Source organism: Methylobacillus methanolivorans, assembly GCF_044751345.1.
Lineage (GTDB): Bacteria > Pseudomonadota > Gammaproteobacteria > Burkholderiales > Methylophilaceae > Methylobacillus > Methylobacillus methanolivorans.
This window is the reverse complement of sequence record NZ_JBIWXY010000002.1, coordinates 203026-225697: the sequence shown is the minus strand read 5'-3', so window position 1 is coordinate 225697 and position 22672 is coordinate 203026. Positions and strand designations below refer to the sequence as shown.

At 52.9% G+C, this 22672-nt stretch carries 20 protein-coding genes; 11 read left to right on the top strand and 9 right to left on the bottom strand.

The window, feature by feature from the left end:
* Positions 1 to 72: 72 nt before the first annotated feature.
* Positions 73 to 987 carry a LysR family transcriptional regulator gene (locus ACIKP9_RS10615; protein ID WP_400882462.1) on the top strand — a complete coding sequence of 305 codons (915 nt, stop codon included), beginning with the start codon at positions 73 to 75 and terminating at the stop codon, positions 985 to 987.
* Positions 988 to 1012: 25 nt separating this feature from the next.
* Here ACIKP9_RS10615 and ACIKP9_RS10610 read toward each other — a convergent pair whose 3' ends face one another.
* The 6 genes from ACIKP9_RS10610 to ACIKP9_RS10585 all read right to left on the bottom strand — a co-directional run bounded on the left by ACIKP9_RS10610 (position 1013) and on the right by ACIKP9_RS10585 (position 9854).
* Entirely contained in the window at positions 1013 to 2245 is a 1233-nt protein-coding gene (locus ACIKP9_RS10610; RefSeq protein WP_400882459.1) for an MFS transporter, read from the bottom strand.
* A gap of 66 nt (positions 2246 to 2311) precedes the next feature.
* Positions 2312 to 2674, bottom strand: coding sequence for a VanZ family protein (locus ACIKP9_RS10605; RefSeq protein ID WP_400882456.1), 363 nt, complete (start codon positions 2672 to 2674; stop codon positions 2312 to 2314).
* A gap of 163 nt (positions 2675 to 2837) precedes the next feature.
* Positions 2838 to 4637, bottom strand: coding sequence for a GGDEF domain-containing protein (locus ACIKP9_RS10600; protein WP_400882453.1), 1800 nt, complete (start codon positions 4635 to 4637; stop codon positions 2838 to 2840).
* A 293-nt stretch (positions 4638 to 4930) separates the two neighbouring features.
* On the bottom strand, positions 4931 to 5212 hold the full coding sequence (locus tag ACIKP9_RS10595; protein WP_230348473.1) for a DUF5666 domain-containing protein: 282 nt from the start codon (positions 5210 to 5212) through the stop codon (positions 4931 to 4933).
* Positions 5213 to 5295: 83 nt separating this feature from the next.
* Positions 5296 to 9009: an EAL domain-containing protein gene (locus ACIKP9_RS10590; RefSeq protein WP_400882449.1), complete on the bottom strand. Its 3714-nt coding sequence runs from the start codon at positions 9007 to 9009 to the stop codon at positions 5296 to 5298.
* Positions 9010 to 9107: 98 nt separating this feature from the next.
* A complete protein-coding gene (locus ACIKP9_RS10585; protein WP_400882446.1) occupies positions 9108 to 9854 on the bottom strand; it encodes a 2OG-Fe dioxygenase family protein in 747 nt (248 codons plus the stop codon).
* 139 nt (positions 9855 to 9993) lie between these two features.
* On the opposite strand from ACIKP9_RS10585, the gene ACIKP9_RS10580 reads away from it, so the two are divergent.
* The 5 genes from ACIKP9_RS10580 (at position 9994) to pqqA (ending at position 14104) form a co-directional block, all read left to right on the top strand.
* A complete protein-coding gene (locus ACIKP9_RS10580) occupies positions 9994 to 10299 on the top strand; it encodes an ArsR/SmtB family transcription factor (RefSeq protein ID WP_400882444.1) in 306 nt (101 codons plus the stop codon).
* 13 nt (positions 10300 to 10312) lie between these two features.
* Positions 10313 to 12436: a bifunctional acyl-ACP--phospholipid O-acyltransferase/long-chain-fatty-acid--ACP ligase gene (gene aas / locus ACIKP9_RS10575; RefSeq protein ID WP_400882441.1), complete on the top strand. Its 2124-nt coding sequence runs from the start codon at positions 10313 to 10315 to the stop codon at positions 12434 to 12436.
* A gap of 2 nt (positions 12437 to 12438) precedes the next feature.
* Positions 12439 to 13647: a lysophospholipid transporter LplT gene (lplT, locus tag ACIKP9_RS10570; protein WP_400882438.1), complete on the top strand. Its 1209-nt coding sequence runs from the start codon at positions 12439 to 12441 to the stop codon at positions 13645 to 13647.
* A 97-nt stretch (positions 13648 to 13744) separates the two neighbouring features.
* The gene (locus ACIKP9_RS10565) at positions 13745 to 13879 is read left to right on the top strand and encodes an entericidin A/B family lipoprotein (protein ID WP_400882435.1); all 135 of its coding nucleotides are present in this window, start codon (positions 13745 to 13747) and stop codon (positions 13877 to 13879) included.
* A 153-nt stretch (positions 13880 to 14032) separates the two neighbouring features.
* The gene (gene pqqA, locus ACIKP9_RS10560) at positions 14033 to 14104 is read left to right on the top strand and encodes a pyrroloquinoline quinone precursor peptide PqqA (RefSeq protein WP_081774944.1); all 72 of its coding nucleotides are present in this window, start codon (positions 14033 to 14035) and stop codon (positions 14102 to 14104) included.
* A 62-nt stretch (positions 14105 to 14166) separates the two neighbouring features.
* Here the strand turns inward: pqqA and ACIKP9_RS10555 are convergent, their stop codons facing one another.
* Entirely contained in the window at positions 14167 to 15039 is an 873-nt protein-coding gene (locus ACIKP9_RS10555; protein ID WP_400882432.1) for a LysR family transcriptional regulator, read from the bottom strand.
* Positions 15040 to 15145: 106 nt separating this feature from the next.
* On the opposite strand from ACIKP9_RS10555, the gene ACIKP9_RS10550 reads away from it, so the two are divergent.
* The 5 genes from ACIKP9_RS10550 to ACIKP9_RS10530 all read left to right on the top strand — a co-directional run bounded on the left by ACIKP9_RS10550 (position 15146) and on the right by ACIKP9_RS10530 (position 20742).
* Positions 15146 to 15532, top strand: coding sequence for a DoxX family protein (locus ACIKP9_RS10550; RefSeq protein WP_400882429.1), 387 nt, complete (start codon positions 15146 to 15148; stop codon positions 15530 to 15532).
* A 140-nt stretch (positions 15533 to 15672) separates the two neighbouring features.
* On the top strand, positions 15673 to 16443 hold the full coding sequence (locus ACIKP9_RS10545; protein WP_400882426.1) for a DODA-type extradiol aromatic ring-opening family dioxygenase: 771 nt from the start codon (positions 15673 to 15675) through the stop codon (positions 16441 to 16443).
* An 81-nt stretch (positions 16444 to 16524) separates the two neighbouring features.
* Entirely contained in the window at positions 16525 to 17202 is a 678-nt protein-coding gene (locus ACIKP9_RS10540; RefSeq protein ID WP_400882424.1) for a response regulator transcription factor, read from the top strand.
* A complete protein-coding gene (locus ACIKP9_RS10535) occupies positions 17195 to 18439 on the top strand; it encodes a sensor histidine kinase (protein ID WP_400882421.1) in 1245 nt (414 codons plus the stop codon). The genes ACIKP9_RS10540 and ACIKP9_RS10535 overlap by 8 nt, the downstream gene beginning before the upstream one ends.
* Positions 18440 to 18651: 212 nt before the next feature.
* On the top strand, positions 18652 to 20742 hold the full coding sequence (locus ACIKP9_RS10530; protein ID WP_400882418.1) for a TonB-dependent receptor: 2091 nt from the start codon (positions 18652 to 18654) through the stop codon (positions 20740 to 20742).
* 266 nt (positions 20743 to 21008) lie between these two features.
* On the opposite strand, the gene mltA is transcribed toward ACIKP9_RS10530, so the two are convergent.
* Both mltA and apaG read right to left on the bottom strand, forming a co-directional pair.
* A complete protein-coding gene (mltA, locus tag ACIKP9_RS10525) occupies positions 21009 to 22271 on the bottom strand; it encodes a murein transglycosylase A (RefSeq protein WP_400882415.1) in 1263 nt (420 codons plus the stop codon).
* 3 nt (positions 22272 to 22274) lie between these two features.
* Positions 22275 to 22658 (bottom strand): Co2+/Mg2+ efflux protein ApaG, encoded by a 384-nt coding sequence (gene apaG / locus ACIKP9_RS10520; protein ID WP_400882412.1) that lies wholly within the window; start codon positions 22656 to 22658, stop codon positions 22275 to 22277.
* Positions 22659 to 22672: the final 14 nt, after the last annotated feature.

Genomic DNA, 22672 nt, shown 5'->3' with positions numbered 1-22672 from the left:
AAATGGAAATATATTTATTTTAGAATTCCACTTTGTGGAATAATTAACCTTGGACACTCACCGGGATTTGTTATGCTCAATCGGCTGGAAATGATGCGCATCTTTTGCACGACGGCAGAAGCCTCCAGTTTCAAGGAAGCAGCAGCCAGGCTAGGCATCTCGCCGCAAGCCGTCACGCGAGCGATCAAGGAACTGGAATCCCTACTTGGTGAGCCCTTGTTCTACCGCAATACGCGGCAAATCCGCATTACCGAGTTTGGCGAGCAACTGGCTTTACGCGGACGCGACGCCATCAGCAGCGTGGATGATTTATTCATCACCAGCGGCAAACGACAGGAGCAAGAGATCGGTGGCGTTGTGCGCATCACCGCCCCCGTGGTGATGGGCAAGCATTTCCTACAGCCTATCCTCAGCAAGATTGCAAAAGAGCATCCCCAGATCACCATCGACCTGCGCCTCTCGGACATGCATAGCGATGTGGTAGAACAACAGATTGATATTGGGGTACGGGTTGGCTTCCTGCGCGATAGCAGCTTCGTGGCGCGCGTGCTGGCCAAGGTATCGTTCCTCATCGTTGCCACGCCAGAGCTAGTGGCAAAAGTTGGCAAACCCCAAACATTGGAAGACCTGCACCAATTACCCACCATTGCCCTCGTCGACAAAAGTAGCGGCAAGCATTGGCCCTGGTTCTTTGCCGACGGCCAGCAGATTAATCCTCAGCACACCAGCTTCATTATTGATGATTCCGACAGCGAGGTTTCACTGGTGCTGAATGGTGTAGGTTTTGCCCAGATTGGCGCACCATTGGTGATGCCGCAACTGAGATCAGGTGAGCTAGTCAGCGTGCTGGATGAATTTGCTGCCCCGGGCTGGGACTTGAATATCTACCGCCCACGTCGTGGCCCGGTACCGGAACGTATCCGCCTGATTTACGATGCACTGGTGCAGGCACTCAGCGACCCGGCTTATTTCCCCACGCTGCGCTAACAAGCCAATAGGTGTTTGGGCGCCCTCAATGCAGGTCGCGCATATTGAGGCGGCGTAACCTGGGCGCAAAACGCGCCACTATCCCCACGACCGCCATCGTCATGGCACCGCCAAAGATCACCGATGGCACTAGGCCCATCAGCCTCGCCGCAATGCCCGACTCGAATGCGCCCAACTCATTGGAAGAACCAATAAAGATGCCATTAATCGCGGACACGCGCCCACGCATGTCATCTGGCGTTACCAATTGCATGATGGTAGTACGCACTACCACCGACACGCCATCGCAAATACCCGACAGCAACAACAGGAAAGCAGCAAGCCAAAAACTCCCACTCAGGGCAAAGGCAATGATGCTCAGCCCAAACCCGGCCACCGCTATCAGCAATATCCTGCCAGCACGACGATTAATGGGATGATGCGTGAGCCAGATGCCGGTGGCAATGCCGCCAACGGCAGGCGCAGCGCGTAATATCCCCAACCCTTCCGGCCCATGCTGAAATACATCGTGAATAAACATCGGCAACATGGCCACCGCACCACCAAACAACACGGCAAACATATCCAACGCTTGCGCTCCCAGCATCACCTGGTTGCTGAAGACAAAACGTAAACCCTGGGCGATGCTAGCAAATACTGGCGCACTGTGTTCAACGACTGGTTCCTTGACTTTCAAACTCAGCATGGCGCACACAGCAATCCCAGCAAAGACTGCGGAACAGGCATATGCCGCGCTGATACCAGCCAGCGCAATCATGCCGCCACCGATAGCGGGGCCTAGCACCAGCCCAGTTTGCAGTACGGAACTGCCTATGCTCGCTGCTCGCGCAAATTGCTGACGCTGCAATACCAGCGCAAACAAGGCACTATAAGACGGGCCGATAAATGCGCGGGCAAAGCCAACGCAGGCGATCGAAAAGTAGATAAACAGCGATGACTCTCCCGGATGCAGCCACCACCCTGCCGCAATGGCGGCTAACACCAAGGCATTGACCACCAGCACCACGCTCGCCATGACGCCAAACATACGACGTGAATAATGATCAACCGCATAGCCAGCAAACAGTGCCGTGCAAAAATAGGGAATCACCTCGGCCAAGCCAATTAGGCCGAGTGACAAAGGATCACGCGTCATCTGGTAGATATGCCAGCCCACCACCACGGCCATAATCTGGTAAGAAAACGTGATGCTGACGCGGAAAGCCAGTAATTTGAGGAACGCAATATTGCGTAACGGGAAAGAAGCAGCAGAAGACATGCTGCTATTGTAAAGAATGCGCCGGATTCATGACATCACGGCAATCCACTTTCGCTGTAACAGCGCTCAGAAATACCGGTTCAACCAGCGCCTTAACAAGACTATCACCGGCAAAGCAGCCAGCCCCCCCAAGGCATCCGCAACCAAATCATCCAGGCCAGCTTGCCGCCCTTCGATAAACAGCTGATGCAATTCATCTGCGGCACCCAATGTCACCACGATGATCCATACCGCTAACAAAGGCAGCCTGACAAAAGCCAGCCCGGTGAGCACCCCGATAGTGCCAAAAGCGAAGAAATGCACCACTTTATCCCAAGGCGGAGGGAATAGAGACCCGGCCCCAGGCGCTTCACCGCCAATAAAAATGCCAGCAATCAAGAGGATCAGCATGCCCAGTGCGAGGTACTTCAGGCGTTTAAGTGTAATCAATAGCGTATGTCAGGTTATTAACAAATGAAGGCACCACGATGATACGGCCATGGAGAAGTCCCATGATGCTAGCATAGCCATGCACCAGCGACCATGCGTGATGCATGCAGAGTCTATGCCAGCAGCGTCATAGCAAAGCCACGTAGATCATGTCCAGTGCACATCACGAAGCAATATCCGCTGCGCCAATGACCAGGTTACGGCCCGCTTGCTTGGCGTGATATAGCGCCCGATCCGCCCGGGGCAATAATGCCTCGGCAAGCTCATCTTGCTCACGCTCTGCCACACCGGCACTGAAGGTGATGAGCACGCGCTCATTATTGAGCATGAAGAAATTACGTGTGAGGTCACGCTGGGCGCGCTTCATGATCTCGACCGCTTCTGCCTCCCCGGTGCCTGGCAGGATGATGATGAACTCTTCGCCACCATAGCGAGCCAGCACATCGGTACTGCGTAATGACTCCTTGATCACCTTGGATAAATGCACCAGAGCCTTGTCGCCCGTGGCATGTCCAAGCTGGTCATTCAAGTGCTTGAAATGGTCAATATCCATCATCGCCAGACTCAGGCGCGTGGCATGCCGGTTGGCTCGGTCAAACTCGCGCTCAAGTGCCTGCTCCATGCCTCGCCGGTTCAGGGTGCCGGTAAGGAAATCCTCGTGGGCAACTTCATTCACATGTTCCAGCTTGGCGGTCAGCTCCTGCACTAGTCGCTCAGACTCAATCACCCGCTGCTGGGTTTCCGTGAGTATCTCGCGCGACTGACGAATATTGAAGCTGATACTACGTGTATCTTCCAGCATGCGATCAATCAAGGCATTCAACTCGACAATATCTTCTGCCGCTGTGATCTTCTGCTTGTAATGATCGATTTTCTCCTGGTACTCATTGGTGCTGTCCACCAAGTCCGCCAAACGCCCTACAAATACTTCCGCCATCTTCTTCATCGAGTCCCGTGCATCCAGCAAGCGTGGCTTGAGTTGCCCTTGTTTGAAGATCAGCTCTTTCAGGCTACTTTCAGCGTCATAAAGCATATCCAGCGACAACTGCCTTTGCAGCAGTTCTTGCACGATCATGGTCTGTCCATGCAGCCATTGATCCTCCATCACTAGCTCGTTCATGCTAGTCGTCAGCAGACGTAGCAATTGCAACAAACCTTCATGAGTACGCTGCTGGGTGTCACCGTGCATTTCCAGCGTGAATAGCACTGATTTCAGGGTTTCTGCTTGCTTCAATACATCGTTTTCCGCATAGGCAATACGAATATCCTCTAGCAAGGCTTCGGCTTTTTGTGCCATTTCTGGCCATGCCGCAAGCTGGGGAATCACGATGAGCTTGATGGTACGCATCAGCATATTGCGCCAATGGTCTGCGATACGGGCATAGTAGACACGTGCTGGCTCACGTTCGCTTTCCGTTGGCGCAGAAAATGTAGGCTGACCTGTGGGATCTAATGGTGGTGCATCCTCCACCAAGTCCTCACTGATGCCAGCACCCCAAGAGCTTGCCAGGGCATGAACTTTCTGCGGCAATGCCGGGTCTTGTTCAAAATTGGTCAACAGGCGCTGCAAACCTTCACGTTTGCGGCTAAGGGTCACGCCCTTGTGGCTGGCTTCCAGTTGCTTGAGCAAATGCCGCAATGCCGTGGGCCAAGTCACTTCCTCTTTCGCACCAGCCTGCGGCAACAAGTTACCTAACTGCTCCTTGAAGCGCGTCCAATTGCCAGCATCCACAGACTGTTTGATCGCCTGCGCTGCCGCCAAGCATTTAGGGCTTTGCACGCCAGCCACCAGCAATACTTCATTCAGGGCATTGGCTAACTCATTGGCCTGATCAATGGATTTCACGCCAGCAATTTCGTCGTAAACGATACGAAAGTTATCTGGCGTGGGAGGTATCTTGCGCGAGGAAAGTTGTATCAGGGTCTGGCGCGCAATCTCAATGGCGGAAGCAGGTGCTTGCATGATCGCTCAATCTTCAAACAAATGGTGAAGCTGGCCATCATGGCCACGAGACTGCCCCATGCAGTCATGGCGACTAGCATATCCTTAATCAGGGCAATGCAATATATGGATCAAACAGATTTTCACCCCGGCATTTCGCAAATTCGGGATTATAGGGTCGCTAGAATAGCTGGCAGGGTTGGCAACTCATGAGGGTACGCAGCCATCAGGCGCACAACACAGCGCAAAGGTATAAACGCTAGGTGCCCGCTTGATGACTGGTGATTTATACAATGTTGGTAGGCAACATTGTGCTACTTGGCACACTTTTCCTTTTTCTTGGTTTCGATTTCTTCCACCAAGCCGTCTTCAATTTCAACCTCGACACACGCACCAACAACCAGCGGGCCATGTTTTTCTTCAAGCTCGGTCTTTTTGGTCACATCCAGCTTACGCCCTGAAACCACCCAAGTACCGATAGCAGTTTGTGGACGGCTTTCAATCACACCGTAAAACTCTTCTTCTGCGGCCTGGGTACTGAACGCCATCCCAGCAAGCAAGGCAGTAGCGAGACTTAAACATAGGGTTCTTTTCATGGCACATCTCCTCATGTAGATACAAAAAATATGTGAAAAAATGCACATATCCAGAGGAATAGTTCCCAAAAATTAAGCCCTTGTCAATTTTTGACTAGCCCGAATGCTTGTTCCAACTGATCTATCGGTTGTGGTTTACCAAAGAGATATCCTTGGTATTCCAGGCATCCATGTTGCTCCAGGAATAATTGCTGCTCGCGACTTTCCACCCCTTCCGCCACGACTTCAATATCCAGCCCGCGACCCAGAGCAATAATAGTTTGCACAATGGAAGCATCGTTGCTATCAATGAGCACATCGCGCACAAAAGAACGGTCGATCTTGAGCTGCGACAACGGCAATCGCTTCAAATAGGTTAGTGAAGAATATCCCGTACCAAAATCATCCATGGAGAAACTCACCCCCATGGCCTTGAGGGTATTCATCTTGATGATCATTTCCTCCACATTCTCCACCAGGGTGCTTTCCGTAAGCTCAAGCTTGAGATATTGCGGATTAGCCCCAGTTTCCTTGAGGATGGCAAACACGCGATCAATGAAATCATGCTGATGAAGTTGGCGTGCACTCACATTAACAGAAAGGCACAAGCTGGCTGTTTCTTGCCGTCCAGCCCAAGCTACCAACTGCAGGCATGCGGTCTTGAGTACCCACTCCCCAATCGGCAGAATCAAGCCTGTTTCCTCAGCGAGCTCAATAAATGCCGCGGGTGCCAGCAAGCCTTGCTGCGGATGTTCCCAGCGTATCAATGCCTCTGCTCCAAGCAACTTTCCGAAGTGATCTACCTGGGGCTGGTAATACAAGCGCATTTCATCGCGCCGCAAGGCCTGGCGTAAATCCTCTTCCATCGCCGCCCGCTGGGTGATCAAGGCCTGCATGGCCGGGTCAAAGAAACGGAAGGTATTACGCCCAGCAGCCTTGGCCTCATACATCGCCACGTCCGCACGCTTCAGCAACTCCTCCACGGTCACTTGCTGATCATTACAAAACATCGCCACGCCAATGCTGCAAGAGGAGTAATGCTCATAGCCAGACAATTTAAATGGCTGACTTAAGGCTAATAAAATCTTGTCTGCCACAAGGCTGGCTTCCTGGGCCGCCTCGCTCACCTGCTCACTCAGGTTTTCCACGACCACGACAAACTCATCCCCGCCGAGGCGAGCCACAGTATCTGTGATACGAACACTGCCAAGCAGGCGTTGCGCAACCTGCTCCAGCAGCATGTCACCAAAATCATGGCCATGGGTGTCATTCAGTGTCTTGAAGTTGTCCAAGTCAAGGAACAGCAAGGCACCTGAGCGACTAAGCCGCAACCCATTCAGCAATGCCTGCTCCAACCTATCCAACAACAACAATCGATTGGGTAGGTTGGTTAGCATATCGTAGAACGCCAGATGCTGGATTCTCCTCTCTGCCGCCTTACGCTCGGTAATATCGCGTTCAACCGCAACCCAGTGAGTAAATACACCGGCGTTGTTAGCGATTGGCAGAATATCCATTTCCAGCCAGATTTCCTCGCCATTTTTCTTGTAATTGATCAGTTCGGTACGAACAGACTCGCCCTGTTTGAGCAATGCCTTGACGCGCCGTAGTTCTTCTATCTGCGTATTCGGCCCGTTCAGGAGTCCAGGATCATGGCCTATCACCTCTGAAGCAGCATAACCCGTCAAACGCTCAAATGCCTTATTGGCAAAAATGATATGCGGACTCTTGATGCCATCTGGGTCTGCCTCGGCAATCAGCACAATATCATTCAGCCTGGCAATACTGGTTTCCAGTAGCTTGAGCTGCTCTTCAGCTTGATGCCGCTCGATGGCAATCCCGGCAATATGTGAACATGCGCTGACTAAATCCATTTCACGCTGCTCAGGCACACGAACTTCACGAGCATAGACGGCAAATGTACCAAGCACTTGCTGACTACGCGACAAGATGGGCATAGACCAACATGCACGTAAACCAAAACGCTTGGCCAGATCCCGGTAATCCTTCCACAAGGTATCCTGCTGGATATCGGAGACCACCACCGTTCGGCGCTCATACGCAGCTGTACCGCAGGACCCTACTGTCGGCCCAATCTGCATGCCTTTGAGCTTATCCAAATAACGGCTAGGCAAATGAGGGCCAATGGCCCTGCCCAGGACATTTGGCTGGTCAAGCAACATGATGGAACACAGCACGCCTGGATATTGTTTTTCTATCAGTCCTACCGTTGCCAGCAACACATCATCTAGCTCTGCGCCAGCGGCAATCCGCTCCAATAAATACTGCTGTTCAACCTGCAGGTTTTCCTGACGCTTCTGCTGCGCAATATTTTCCACAACCTTGATCAGATTACGTGGGCTTCCATCTGCGTTCTTGAGCAAGGTCGCGCTAATCCGCACCCAGATATGATGACCAGATTTAGTCCTGTAGCGCTTCTCAGCCACAGAGGAATCAATCTCGCCGGTCAACAACCGCTGTCGGTTATTTCGCGCAACTACCTTATCCCGCTCATCATCAAGATCGTGGCAATACAATTGCTTCAACTCATCTTCGGAATAACCCACCATCGCACAAAATGCCGGGTTCACCAGCAGAAAACGCCCGTCAATCCCCACCATGGCAATACCAGCAAGGGCACTGTGAAAAGTCAGCCGCACCTGCTCCTGGCTAACCTTCAGCTCTTTCTCAACCAACTGCCGTTGGTGGATTTCAGCATGCAGGGCCTCGGTGCGCTCACGTACTTTCCGGCGCATCTGCAAGTTCCACAGCAATACAAGACCCGCGATCAATCCCACCAATCCAGCACCAGCGGCAAACCACTTGATCAGGTACGAATTGTCTTTTTCTTCCTGCCAAATAAAGCCATCCAGGGAATATCCCGACTCAATCAGGCCCAAGTCAGCAAAAATACGGGCAATGAACTCCCAGCGAGCACGTGACATACGGCCTAACTCAACCACATTCGGCAAGATGAAGTGCTCCATCTCCTGAGCTTCATACAATAACTGCTTGAGGGTGGGGGTAGGTTTTCTGGCAGAGGGCATGCGCAAAATCAATTGCGCAATCTCGTGGGGGTTGGCAAGCGCATATTTCCAGCCTTTCAGGCTAGCACGCACAAATGCATCTACCCGTTGTGGATGCTGTTTTAACTCGGCCTCACTGGTAAACAGGGTGTCACCATAGAAATCAATACCAAAATCCATCGCCATCATCATGGAAGACTCAACACCAAGCTCGGCCATTCGCAAAGGCTCAACGGTGGCATAAGCAGAAATGGCGTCTACCTTGTCCTCAAGCAGGTCTTCCAATCTGCCACTCTGCGGCAGTATCGTTAATTCCTGCGGATCAATGCCATGCTTGAGCAACAGTGCACGATGCTGTGCATCATGCCATGCGGTATTGGCAAGCATGACTCGCTTACCAACCAAATCGGCTGGACTGCGAATATGACTCGATTTCTTGCTGAGTAATACATGAGGAGGATGTTGGAAAATAGCAGCCAGGGCAACAATCGGCTGCCCCTGGATACGAGCGACCACAATCTCGGCATCTCCTACTCCATATTGGGCGACGCCTGATACCACTCTATCAACCGAGGAGTGCTGCATGTCAGCCTCAACGATCTCGACGTCAAGGCCTGCATCCCGATAATATCCCTGAGCCTGCGCTGCATAGTAGCCAGCGAACTGGAATTGGTGATACCACTTGAGTTGTAATCTGACTTTCTCCAGCGGCTCGGCAAACCCCTGCCCGCTCATCAGTAGCAAAGACAGCAGCATGACACGCATCACGACATGATGTATTGAATAGTCCATATTCCTTCTTCCCCACAGCAATCACGTCAATACGTCAGCCTATGGAAAATTTCCATGACACAATCTTAATTCCAAGAGGAACACGAACTCATTTCTGCTCAGGATTTATCCGTAAACGTTACAACCAGCACATCCCGATATGCTGGGCTATTGGCATCAATCTGCTCCACTGGCGTCACGCCATGCATACACCGCTTGTCATCCACCAAAGCCCAGTCCAGAGGATTGGTTAATGTAAAACTATCCAGCACACGCTTATCCAGGCTATGCAACGTGGTAGTGCCACTGGAAATATTGACGCGCTTGATCATCATCACCAAGACGTAATCAACGCCATCGCGATGCACGCCTTCAGGCGCAGGCTGACCGTGCTCTTTTTGGTTAGCCTCAATGCGGAACTGGTGTGCCTCTATATGCCAACTCGCCTGTGGGCGCAAGCGGCTAAATAAATCGCGGCTAAGCTGCAACACACCCTGCATGGTGTGCCCATGAATCAACTCAACAGGAATAGGCTCATAGATACGCGCAACACCGCCATTCAAGGAATTATATTCACGACTCTGGTAATGCGGCTGGTGCGGCTCCAGCACGATAGGGCCACTAGCATTCGCACTTAACGTCGCAAAACGGCGGCGACGGTAACGCCCGCCATCTGCCATATATTCATCTAGCGGCATCCCCTCCCAGCTGGCATCAAATGTCTGCCAATCCAGCAATGCATCGGCGCTGGAAGCCAACAGCCATTGCTTTATCTGCTCTCCAGGCACAAAGCTGAATCCATCCATGGCGATCTTGTCGCAAAGGCCTACCGTATCATTTACCTGCATCAAAAGCTTTTCACTCATTCAAACTGCCGGGCGTTGGTTCTTCACATTGACAGGCATCCCAACATATCCTGCGATCTATCTAGCATATTAGCGAATCACAGCCCTTCTTTGAAAAAAACTTATTGACAAACATCACTACATAACTAATTATTTAGTTATGAAAACTTCAATTGATATTCCAGCCGAATGGCAAAACATTTCCAATCTCTTCGTTGCATTGGGCGATGCACATCGTCAACGCATCCTGCTTTCGTTTGAACCGGGTGAGCGCCTGAGCATCGGCCAAATCGCGGCAGCGTCAACCCTGAGCCGTACCGCCATCACCTATCACCTCAAGGTGTTGGAACAGGGCGGAGCATTACGCAGTGAAAAGGTAGGCAAGGAAGTCCTTTTTTCCATAGACAAAGACTGCATGCAAACCTCGCTACAAAACGTACTCAACTATATCCAGCAAGACATCTAACCCGGAGCACGCCATGTTATTGTCGTTCACCAGAGCTATCACGCGACTACTGTTTCGCATTGAGCTATCAGGCCAGCAGCATATTCCTGCTGCCGAGAAACTACTTATCATCAGCAATCATGAATCTTTTCTGGATGGCTTCCTGCTGGGATTATTCTTGCCGATTCGCACCACGTTTGTCGTGCATACCACCGTCCTCGACAACTGGTTCTTCCGCTGGGTGTTGAGTTACGTTCCACATCTTGCGGTTGATACCAATAGCCCACTGGCCATGAAAAAAGTCATCCGCCTGCTCGAAGCTGGTGAGTCCGTCATGATTTTCCCGGAGGGACGCATTACATTGACTGGCAGCCTCATGAAAGTCTATGACGGCCCGGCCTTTGTCGCTGCCAAGACTGGCGCTACTATCCTGCCTGTGCGCATTCGTGGGGCAGCTAAAAGCTGGTTCAGCCGTCTGGAGCGTGATTTCCCACGCCAGTTGTTCCCAAAAATCTCCCTGCACATCCTGCCGGCCACTGCCATCCCCATGCCAGAAGCCCCCAGTGCCAAGCAAAGGCGACGCCTGGCGGGCGAAAAGATGCAAGGCATCATGCAGCACATGATGTTTGCCTCCGAGCCAAGCAACACCTTGTACGGCGCACTGCTTGATGCAATGAATACTTATGGCCGCAAACGCAAGTTGGTGGAGGATATGCAACAGGTGGAAGAGGACTACAGCACCATCCTCAAGAAAAGCCTGGCGCTGGGGCGCATTGCCAGCAAAGTCAGTGAACAAGGTGAAACCATAGGCGTACTGATGCCTAACGTCACCAATACGGTATGCCTCATTTTTGGCATGAGCGCATTAGGCCGCATCCCTGCCATGCTCAACTACACCGCAGGCGCCAGCGGTATGCAGAACGCCTGCATCGCCGCCAATATCACCACGGTCATCACCTCGCGCAAGTTCCTGGAGACTGCAAAGCTGGTTGATACAGTCGAAAAACTGCACAACCTCAAGCTGGTTTACCTTGAGGATATGCGCAGCACATTCAGCCTCACGGATAAACTCTGGCTAATGCTCTATGCGCTGCGTTTTCCAAGACGTATTGCCCTGGGCCACAATCCCGATGCACCCGCGGTGGTGCTGTTTACCTCCGGCTCCGAGGGCAAGCCCAAGGGCGTGGTACACAGCCACCGCAGCATTCTTGCCAATATCGCACAGATCCGCGCCGTGATTGATTTCTCCCATCGCGACAAATTCATGATGGCATTGCCACTGTTTCATGCCTTTGGCTTCACCTGTGGCGGCATCATGCCCTTGGTCTCTGGCAGCAAGGTATTTATCTACCCTTCACCGCTGCACTATCGCGTTATTCCCGAAGTAATTTACGACCGCGGTTGCACGGTATTGTTTGGCACCAGCACCTTCCTCGGCAACTACGCAAAATTTGCCCATCCTTATGATTTCTACAAGATGCGCTATGTCGTGGCCGGTGCAGAAAAACTCAGCAATGAAGTGCGCAAGACCTGGATGGACAAATTTGGCATTCGCATCCTCGAAGGTTATGGCGCAACCGAATGTGCCCCAGTGCTAGCCGTCAATACAGCCATGGCTCAACAGGCAGGCAGTGTCGGCATGCTGTTGCCAGGGCTGGAACATCAACTGGACAAAGTGCCCGGCATCGACAACGGCGGCCTACTCAAGGTCAAAGGGCCGAATGTCATGTTGGGGTATTACTTCTATGACACACCAGGCCAATTGGTAGCACCGCAAGATGGCTGGTACGACACTGGTGACATTGTCAGTGTAGATACTCGTGGTTTCGTCACCATCCAGGGGCGTGTGAAGCGCTTTGCCAAGGTCGCAGGCGAGATGGTTTCACTGGAAACAGTGGAAATGCTTGCCCAGCACGCCTCCCCCGATTATCAACATGCGGCCACCACACAAACTGACACACAACGCGGCGAGAATATCGTGTTGTATACCACCGATGCCGCACTCGCCCGCGATGCGCTGGCGCATGCTGCTCGCCATGCTGGCAGCAGTGAGCTGGCGGTTGCGCGTAAGATCATCGTGATCAAGGCCTTGCCACTACTAGGCACGGGCAAGATCGATTACGTCACTCTCAAGCAAATGGCAGAAAACGAAAGATAACCATGACCGCCCATGCTTCCTTGAACACGCAAACTTCACTGCTTAGCCGCGGCATGCTGGCAGTGATGACTGCCCAATTTCTCTCCGCACTTGCAGACAACGCCTTGCTGTTCGCCGCTATCGCCTTGCTCAAGGCGGGTAGCGCACCGGCATGGCAAGTGCCCTTGTTGCAAGAATTCTTCGTGATTGCCTACATCATCCTCGCACCATTTGCTGGGCCTTTCGCCGATACCTTGCCCAAGGGGCGTGTAATGCTGATCGCCAACGGCATGAAGTTCCTCGGTGCCGCCGCCATGCTGACCGACCTCAATCCCCTCTTGGCCTATGGCATGGTTGGCCTGGGTGCAGCAGCTTACTCACCAGCCAAGTACGGCATCCTCAGCGAACTAGTCGCAGTGGATAAGCTGGTTAAGGCCAACAGCTTGATGGAAGGCTCCACCATTGTTGCCATTCTGCTCGGCGCAGTACTCGGTGGCTGGCTCGCGGATTACTGGCTAGCTGGGGCACTTTACGCGGTTGCGGCCAGCTACCTGCTTGCCGCGACAATCAACCTCTTAATTCCACGACTACCGCCCTCGCATCCGCTTAGTACCTTTGCACCACTCGCGATGTGCCGCGATTTTATCCAGGCGACCCGCAAACTCATGCAGGATACAGATGCCAGGTTTTCCATCATCGGCACCAGCATTTTCTGGGGAGCAGGCAGCACCTTGCGCTTCCTGTTGGTGGCCTGGGTACCAGTCGCCCTGAATATTCCAGACCTCAGCACAGCCGCCAACCTTAGCGGCGCGGTCGCCATCGGCATTGCCCTTGGGGCGGTGGCTGCTGCACGTTGGGTCAACTTGCGCAGCATCAACCGCGCTTTGCCAGCCGGCGTGCTGATCGGGCTGGCGATCGTGGCATTTGCCTATAGCAGCAATATTTACATCGCGATTGCCTGGTTACTGCTGATCGGCTTCCTCGGTGGCTTTTACGCAGTCCCGCTCAATGCATTGCTACAAGAAAGAGGCCATGAATCGGTGGGTGCCGGCCATGCTATCGCCATCCAAAACCTGTTCGAGAACATCAGCATGCTGTTAATGATGGGGCTCTACATCCTGCTGAGCAAACAACAATTTCCGGTCATCCCGATTACCGTGACCATCGGTGGCTTGGTATTTGTCGCGATTGGTACGCTGGCTTGGTTGCGCATCAGGCAAACCGGCAAGTAGGCCATATCCTACATATCATTCAGCCGATAGCTGAATCTGCTGCTGAGCTAAAGCGACTATATTGCCAACACCTCATTACTTGACCAAGGAGAGCACCATGAAAAAATTCACTGCATTCCTGATGTTGTGCGGATTCATCGCATTGACTGGCTGTAACACCATGAAGGGCGCTGGGCAGGATATCCAGCGTGGTGGAGAAAAGCTGGAAAACGCTGCTGATCGCAATAAGTAAGCCTTACTCCGATCACGCTCATGATTTTCATGAGCCGGTTTTAATGACTGGCACGCATGTCAAGCCTATCGGGCAAGCGTAGAGTTTGGTTCACGTTCTGCAGTTTGCAAAACGGTTACAACCCCGAACCAAGACTACTTAAGGAGCTTTATCATGTGGACCAAGCCAGAAGTGACCGAAATGCGTTTCGGCTTTGAAGTAACTATGTACGTTTGCAATCGCTAAGATTGTTGCAGTACATCAACTGAATGGGAGCTTCATGCTCCCATTTGCTTTTATAGCGTCTGCTACGTCTTAAACCATTCCTGCAAGAAATCTGCAAAGCTACGCACCATCAGAGAAGCTTGCCTATGCTGCGGATATAGCGCATACACGGCACCAATATCAGCAGTGTACTCGCGCAGGACTGGCACCAGCGCCCCCTGTTCTAGCGCTTTTTTCACGTAAAACTCAGGTAAGCCTACAATACCTAACCCGGCGACTGCCGCCTCACACATTACCTCGCCATGGTTGGATCGCAATACTGGGTGTACTTGCAGCTTGATTTGCTCGCCTGCATCCATGAACAACCATTCCCCCGCACGTGCCGTGATACAGCGGTGTTGTCCTAGCTGGGTGGGTGATTGTGGCGCGCCATATTGGGCCAGGTAAGCTGGGCTACAGCAATAGATCAGTGCTGACCCCATCAACTTTCGCGCTACCAAACCCTCATCCGGCTGCTTGGTAATGCGGATCACCATGTCATATCCCTCGCCTATCACATCCACCATGCGGTTATCCACATCCAGCGCCACTTCCAGCTTGGGATGTAGCTGCATGAAGTGATTCAAGGCCGGCGACAGCACCATACTGGCGAATGAAACCGGGGCCGAGATACGCAACAAGCCACGTAGCTCCCCGCTACTATTCGAGATTGCCTGTTCGGCTTCATCGATCTCCTGCAAGATAGCGAGACAACGCGTAAAGAACTCACGACCCAGCTCGGTCAGCGATAACTTGCGCGTAGTGCGATGCAGCAAACGCGCACCCAGCCTTTCCTCTAGCTCCATTACCCGGCGGCTCACCAGTTGTTTACTGATGCCCAAGCGAGTGGCTGCGATGGTGAAATTACCGCTTTTCACCACTTCAACATAAATGCGCATTTGTTCAAGCTGATTCATATTGTCAACCAATAATGGACAGTTTTACCAATAAAAAGCGGATTATCAATTTATCATCCACAAAATACAATGTTTCCATCTTCTCAACGACATCCAAGGAAACATCATGAACACGACAAATTTCACAACGCTCATTGGCCGTGCATTACTGGCAGCCATCTTCATCATCAGCGGTTTCGGCAAGCTGGCAGACCCTACTGGCACGATCGCCTTCATCAGCAGCACTGGTGCCCCATTGCCCGAACTGGGTTACGCCATTGCCTTGCTGGTGGAACTGGGCCTGGCCACCGCATTATTGATTGGCTATCGTGCTCGTCTGGTGGCACTCCTGATCGCGCTGTTTACCTTGGTAACCGCTTTCATGTTCCATTTCGACTTGAATAACCAGATGCAGACCATCATGTTCCTCAAGAACCTGGCAATCACAGGTGGTCTATTGCAAATCGCAGCACACGGTGCAGGCGGGCTGAGCGTAGATGCCTATCGCCGCTAGCCGCAGTGCCCTTGCCACCGTGCCTCTGGCACGGTGGGTAAGCCCTGTTCATACGCGTGGCTGTAATACATATCCGCCAAAGACAACACCAACTACGTTGAACAGTGAAATGAACAACGCCTCAAGATAGGAGTCATTGCATGAGCACTTTATTCATTTCGCACGGCGCCCCCTCCCTAGTACTTGAGCCAGGGAAAACAGGCGACATGCTCGCAGCACTGGGGCAATCCTTGCCGCGCCCAGAAGCTATCCTGGCTGTCTCCGCACATTGGGATACCCAGCAACCGCGCATTAGTACTGCGCCGCATCCAGAAACCATCCATGATTTCGGTGGTTTCCCGCCTGCCATGTACGCGATGCAATACCCCGCTCCGGGTGCACCTGAACTGGCTCAGCGCGTTGCAGAAAAACTCGCGCTGCATGACATCCCGGTCAATCTAGACCCGATCCGGGGTTTGGATCATGGGGCATGGGTGCCCTTGATGTTGATGTATCCCGATGCCGACATCCCTGTTACCCAGCTTTCCATACAAAGCCATGCCGGGCCACGGGCACACTATGCGCTTGGCCAGGCATTAGCCGGCCTACAGTCGCAGAAAGTGATGCTCATGTGCTCAGGTGCCATCACACATAACCTGCATGATTTCTTCACCGCAGAGCGTGATGCAGAGGCATTGCATTATGTTCAAGCATTCAGTGATTGGATGGCAGAGAAAATCGCGGAGAATGACATTGAAGCCCTGCTGAATTACCGCAGGCTAGCCCCCGGTGGCGTGCGGGCACACCCGCATGAAGATCACCTCATGCCACTGTTTGTTGCTTTGGGTGCTGCCGCAGGCAAACACAGCACGCGCCACCAGCCTGAAACAACCTATGGCTTCTTGGCCATGGATGCTTATCTGTGGCCATGATGTGTTGACAAGGCTTGTATTGGCATAATGGAGTCATTACGATACGCGTTTACACTTAACCCTTTATCTCCCACTGCCAGCATGCGCATACTTGTCGTTGAGGATCATCCAGACATCCTGGCCAATATCATGGATTATCTGGCCTTGCACGGGCATCAGGTGGATTGCGCCCAGGATGGTGTCACTGGCCTGCATCTAGCAGTGACGCAGGCTTTCGATATCATCGTGCTGGATGTCATGCTGCCCGGGATGGATGGATACCAATTCTGCAAACGCTTGCGTGATGATGCGCGCATGGATACACCCATCATCATGCTCACCGCGCGCGATGCCTTGCCAGACCGATTGCAGGGCTTACGCGCGGGAGCCGATGATTACCTGCTTAAACCATTTGCCCTGGCCGAATTGGCTGCGCGTATAGAAACCATCGTGCGACGCAGCCAGCGCCGAAGCCATACCTTATTAAGCGTTGCTGACCTGGAATACGACCTTGATACCCTGCATGTCAGCCGTGCCGGTGTTGCATTGCGCCTCAACCCGATCTGCCTCAAGCTATTGCAGGTGTTAATGCAACGTAGCCCGGCCATCGTGCGGCGCCAGGCCCTGGAAGAGCTGGTTTGGGGAGATCACGTGCCAGAAAGCGACAGCCTGCGTACGCATATGCACCAGCTACGCACCATTGTCGACAAGCCATTTGATACACCGCTGATCCACACCTTGCGCGGTATCGGCTACCAGCTTTCCGAACACCATGTTTAAGCATTGGTCGCTGCGGGCGCACATCATGCTCGCCTTCCTGTTACTCACGTTGACAGTCAGTGGGTTATTTTCGCTCTCCATGGTGCAGATGTTTTTCTTCCTGGAAGAAAAACTGGTCACGCAAGACCTAGCCCATATGCTGCCGCTGTATCAAAAAAACCAGGACCATTGGCAGAACGACCCAGCCTTGCAGTTTTTTGCCTCCAACGACACTCACCACCCGATTCCTGCCAAATTTAGCCACCTGAAAGATGGCTATAACGAAATCGTCGATGAGCGAGGTATTTTCTATGCGTACAAAGCAACGCAGCAGGGTGAGGAATATATCGTTGTACAGGAACAACAGGATTTTGAAGAACTGGAAGAACATATCTTCAATGGCATTGCAGCAGGCTTTGTTTTCAGCCTGCTACCCGCAGCCTGGTTGGGCTGGTTCCTAGCACGACGCATCACGACGCCGATCCGTCGACTGGCCAGAGATGTAGGTAAGGAACCGCTACTGCACACTGCTACGCATGAAGACTATGGCAACAATGAAGTCGGGCAATTAGCCACAGCACTCAATGACACGCTGGAAAAACTCCGGCAATCGCTACGCCGCGAACGCTTGTTCACCAGTGATGTCAGCCATGAGCTACGCACCTCATTGATGGTGATCAGCACCTCATGCGAAGTCATGTTGGCCAACCCAGCCTTGCAAGAAGCGCAGCGGGGACAATGGTCGCGCATTCACGGCGCGTGTCTGGACATGATTAGCCTGGTAGAAACCTTTCTCGCCTTGGCCCGCGAGGAACACCAAGAAACCGCAACACGCGCCATCACCATTGCCGAATGTGCCCAGGGGCAATACGAGAAATGGCTACCGGAATTCAGCAAGAAAGGCCTGCGACTCGAATTACTAGAGAACGCACCCTCACATACCCGCTACAACCAAGTGTTCTTGGAAACCGTCATGTCTAACCTCTTGCGCAATGCCCTGCATTACACCGAGCAAGGCCACGCCCGCCTCATCGTGGATGCCCATGGCTTTGCCATTGAGGATAGCGGTGTCGGCATTGCAGCAGAACACCAAGCGCTCATCCTCAGCCCATTCACGCGAGGGCCGACTGCTCGCGGCAATGGCCTTGGTCTTGGCTTATCGCTGGTAGAACGCATCTGCCAGCGGCAACAATGGACACTGCACATCACATCACGCCCGCAAGAAGGCAGTATTTTCCAGATAAGGCTTGCGTCTTAACATAAATTTAACACTCTGATGACCATCGCTTAACGCGTCCTCATTCACTATTGCATCTGATAACAATTATCAAATTCATCTCGATTTAGTTGCTACATCTAACGCGACAGATCGACTTCGATATTTCAATTGGGAGTTTTCAGATGCAATACCACCCTTGCTCATTCCGGGTCAAACCCGCTGTTGCGTGTATCGCGATGGCCTTTAGCTGCATGTCCGCACACGCCGCCGATGACAGCACCACCACGCTGCCGGAAGTGCAAGTGGTCGAAAAAGCCGAACACGCGATCACCCAAGGCTACGTTACCAAACGCAGCCGCACTGCCACACGTACCGACACCGAGCTGCGTGACATTCCGCAATCGCTCACCGTTGCTACACCTGAACTGATGCGCGACCAGGCCGTGCAGAATCTTGCTGATGTGGTGCGTTATACCCCAGGCGTAGGCGCAGCACAGGGTGAAGGCAACCGCGAAACTTTCATCTTCCGCGGCATGACCACCACCGGCGATTTCTTCATTGATGGCGTACGTGATGATGTGCAATATTATCGCGACCTCTACAACATCGAACGCGTTGAGGTACTGAAAGGGCCAAACGGCATGACCTTTGGTCGTGGCGGTGCTGGCGGCCTGATCAACCGGGTAAGCAAGGAAGCGGGCTGGACTGATATTCGCCAAGTCTCCCTGCAATACGGCATGTTCGACCAGGCGCGCGGCACAGTGGATTACAACCAGGTGATCAATGACGCCGCCGCCATCCGTATCAACGCCATGTATGAAGATGGCAACAGCTACCGTGATGGCGTATCGCTTGAACGCAAAGCCATCAACCCAACCATCACCCTGAAACCTAGCGACAAAACCAAGATCGTTTTAGGCGTGGAATACTTCAAGGATGAACGCACTGCTGACCGCGGCATTCCTTCTTTCAACGGCCGCCCGGTCGACACCAAGGATTCCACCTTCTTTGGCAATGCCGGCAAGAGCCCAACCCACACCGAAGTCAGCGCTTTCAATGCCCTGCTTGAACATGCGTTCGACAATGGCCTCATCCTCCGCAACCGCACGCGTTATGCCGATTACAACAAGTTTTACCAGAATGTGTTTGCTGGTAGTGCCGTCAGCAATAGTGGCACATTGAGCTTATCCGCCTACAACAATGCCACTGAGCGCGATAGCTTGTTCAACCAGACTGACTTCATCTACAAGGCCACCACTGGCAGAGTAGAACATGAGTTGATGTCGGGAGTGGAGTTAAGCCGCCAGGTGACAACCAACTTCCGCAAGACAGGCTATTTCAATAATAGCTCCACCAGCACCACCGCTTCGCTCGCTAACCCGACTACCAATCTGCCCGTGACTTTCCGCCAAAGCGCGACCGATGCTGACAACCACACCGTCACCACGACCCAGGCCTTGTACTTCCAAGACCAGATCAAGTTCAATGAGCAATTCCAAGCCATTGTTGGCCTGCGTTATGACGATTTCGACACGGATTACCGCAACGATAGATTGGCTTCCGGAGCTGCCAACCACAAGATCAAGACCAGTGATGACCTGTGGGCACCACGCGCTGCCGTGATCTATAAACCATTGGCAGCACTGTCGCTGTACACCAGCTACAGCGAAGCCTACGTGCCACAAGGTGGTGACCAACTTTCCGGCCTGACTGCGGATAACAAGAGCTTCGATCCCGAGAAATTCAAGAACTACGAAATCGGTGCCAAGTGGGATATCACACCCGAACTAGCTTTCACCGCCGCCGTGTACAAACTGGAGCGTCTCAACCAAGTCACCAATGACCCTGTCGTCACGGGCCAATTCATCAAGATTGATGGGCAGGAAAGCAAAGGCATTGAGCTGGGCCTGAACGGCAAGCTCACCTCGGCCTGGAGCGTGGCTGGTGGCTATGCTTACCAAGATGCGGAGATTTCCAGCCAGGTGGGCGCCAACAGCAGCAGCTCTCGCATTTTAACTGGTACCGATGTTGGCCTGGTGCCACGCCACTCCTTCTCGCTATGGAACCGTTACGACATCAACGAGACATGGGGCGTTGGCCTGGGCATCATTAGCCGCAGCGAAATGTATGCCGCTACGCCCACAGCCACCACCTCGGTGACACTGCCTGGCTACACCCGCCTTGATGGTGCGGTATTCGCCCAGCTAGACAAAAACCTGCGCCTGCAAATCAACGTGGAAAACCTACTGAATAAGGACTACTACTTGTATGCGCATAATGCCAACAACATCACTCCAGGCGCACCTACCCTAGCCAGAGCGACCTTGATCTATAACTTCTGATCGATAAATATCTGTACTGTAGAGGTTAGTTAAGACGGGCCGGCATCATCAGATGCCGGCCTTTTTTATGCATGTCTGATCAGTGATTGGAATAGCATTCAGCAGAGATAGCCAAGCTGTCACCGTGTGAGTTACCAACGCACACGTACTCATAGAGAGCCACCACGTGGTAGGAATAACGCGACAGAGCAGGGTAATAGTGGAGGACTCACAAGCTCTTGAGAAGGGGAAGATAGGGCAGGCTCAATCCCAGCAGCCTATCTGCCTTATTTTTTATTGGCAGCTTCTGGCAACACGAAGCCCTTGGGCAGCAACACCCACATGCGTCCTTCCTGCTTCATCGCGCCTGCCTGCTGACCCGCAGCATCGCCCGCTCCCCAGAAGAAGTCGGCACGCACGCCACCCTTGATCGCACCACCGGTATCCTGTGCCAACACCAGGCGATTAAGAGGAGTACTGCTATTCGGATAAGTGGTCGCGAGGAATACCGGCGCACCTAGCGGAATAAACTTGGGATCAACCGCAATGACACGCTCTGCCAAGATAGGCACGCCCAATGCGCCCAAGGGGCCGGGCAGGTTAGGCGGCAACTCACGGAAGAAGACATAGCTGGGGTTGGTATTCAGCAACTCCTGCAACTTGGCTGGGTTTTGCCGACCCCATTGCTTGATACCTTGCATGGAAGCCTTATCCAGCGTGAGCTCACCACGCTCGACCAAAGTACGGCCTATAGATTGATAGCTCATGCCATTCTGGTCAGCATAGCCAATATGAACCGCCTCGCCACTATCCAGCTGTACCAGGCCGGAACCCTGCACTTGCAGGAAGAATAATTCCACCGGGTCATTGACCCACAGCAACTCACGGCCTGCCACTGGTGCCATGCCATTTTCGATTTCTGCGCGCGTGTAGTAGGGCACCAACTTGTTGCCGACAACACGGCCACGCACGCGCTTATTGGCGAGCTCTGGAAACAGGCTGGCCAATTCCACGGTGATCAGGTCATCTGGGCGGGCATAGAGTGGATAGCGATATTGTGCCGTCTTGACGCGGCTCCCCTTGAGTAGGGGCTCGTAATAGCCAGTGACCAAACCAGCGTCACGCCCTTCCTGGGTCGTTGCCTGGTAGACATTGAAATATTGCTGGAAATAAGCCTGCACCTGCGACTCGGCAGGGCGCTGCGGCAAGCGCGCAGCCACCTCACACGCTGCCTGCCATGGTTGGCGGTTTTTCAAGGTGTTACACCCTAGCAGCCAGGCAGGCCAGGCGGCACTGAGCTGTGCTTGTTCGAACCCAGCCAGGTCTTGCCAGTGCGCAGGCTTGAGCAAGCCATAATCAGGAATCTTGCTGGTTGGCCCTTGTGTAGCTGGTAGTTGCTTGGGCTGCTCAGGCACAGGCGAGGAGGGAGCTGGCAATTCCGGGCACTGGCAGGGTTGCTCCACCTTGACGTGCTGGTGCCCGCCGCAAGCGGTTAACAACAATGCCAATAGCCATGCTTGCTTACGCAAGCCATAGAAAAAGAGGTTCATAAATCAGTGCAATACGCGCGGCATATTGAGTGTAAAAGGCGCGATCTCGCTATCAAACTGCGTGCCATCTTCCGCCGTGATGTGATAGAAACCGCGCATCTCACCCACCGGCGTACTCAGCATAGTGCCACTGGTATATTGAAAATGTTCGCCAGGCTGAAGCAATGGCTGCTGACCAATGACGCCCAGGCCGCGTACTTCCTGTGTTTTGCCTTCTGCATCAGTGATGATCCAGTGACGACTGATCAATTGCGCCGCCACATTGCCGGTATTCTCAATACGCACGGTATAGGTGAACACGTAGCGGTTTTGCTCTACGTCAGATTGATCAGGCACAAACGCTGTCTCCACCTTCACAGAAAATGCATAGCGCTTGTCCTTGGTCATTTGTTTTCCTTGTC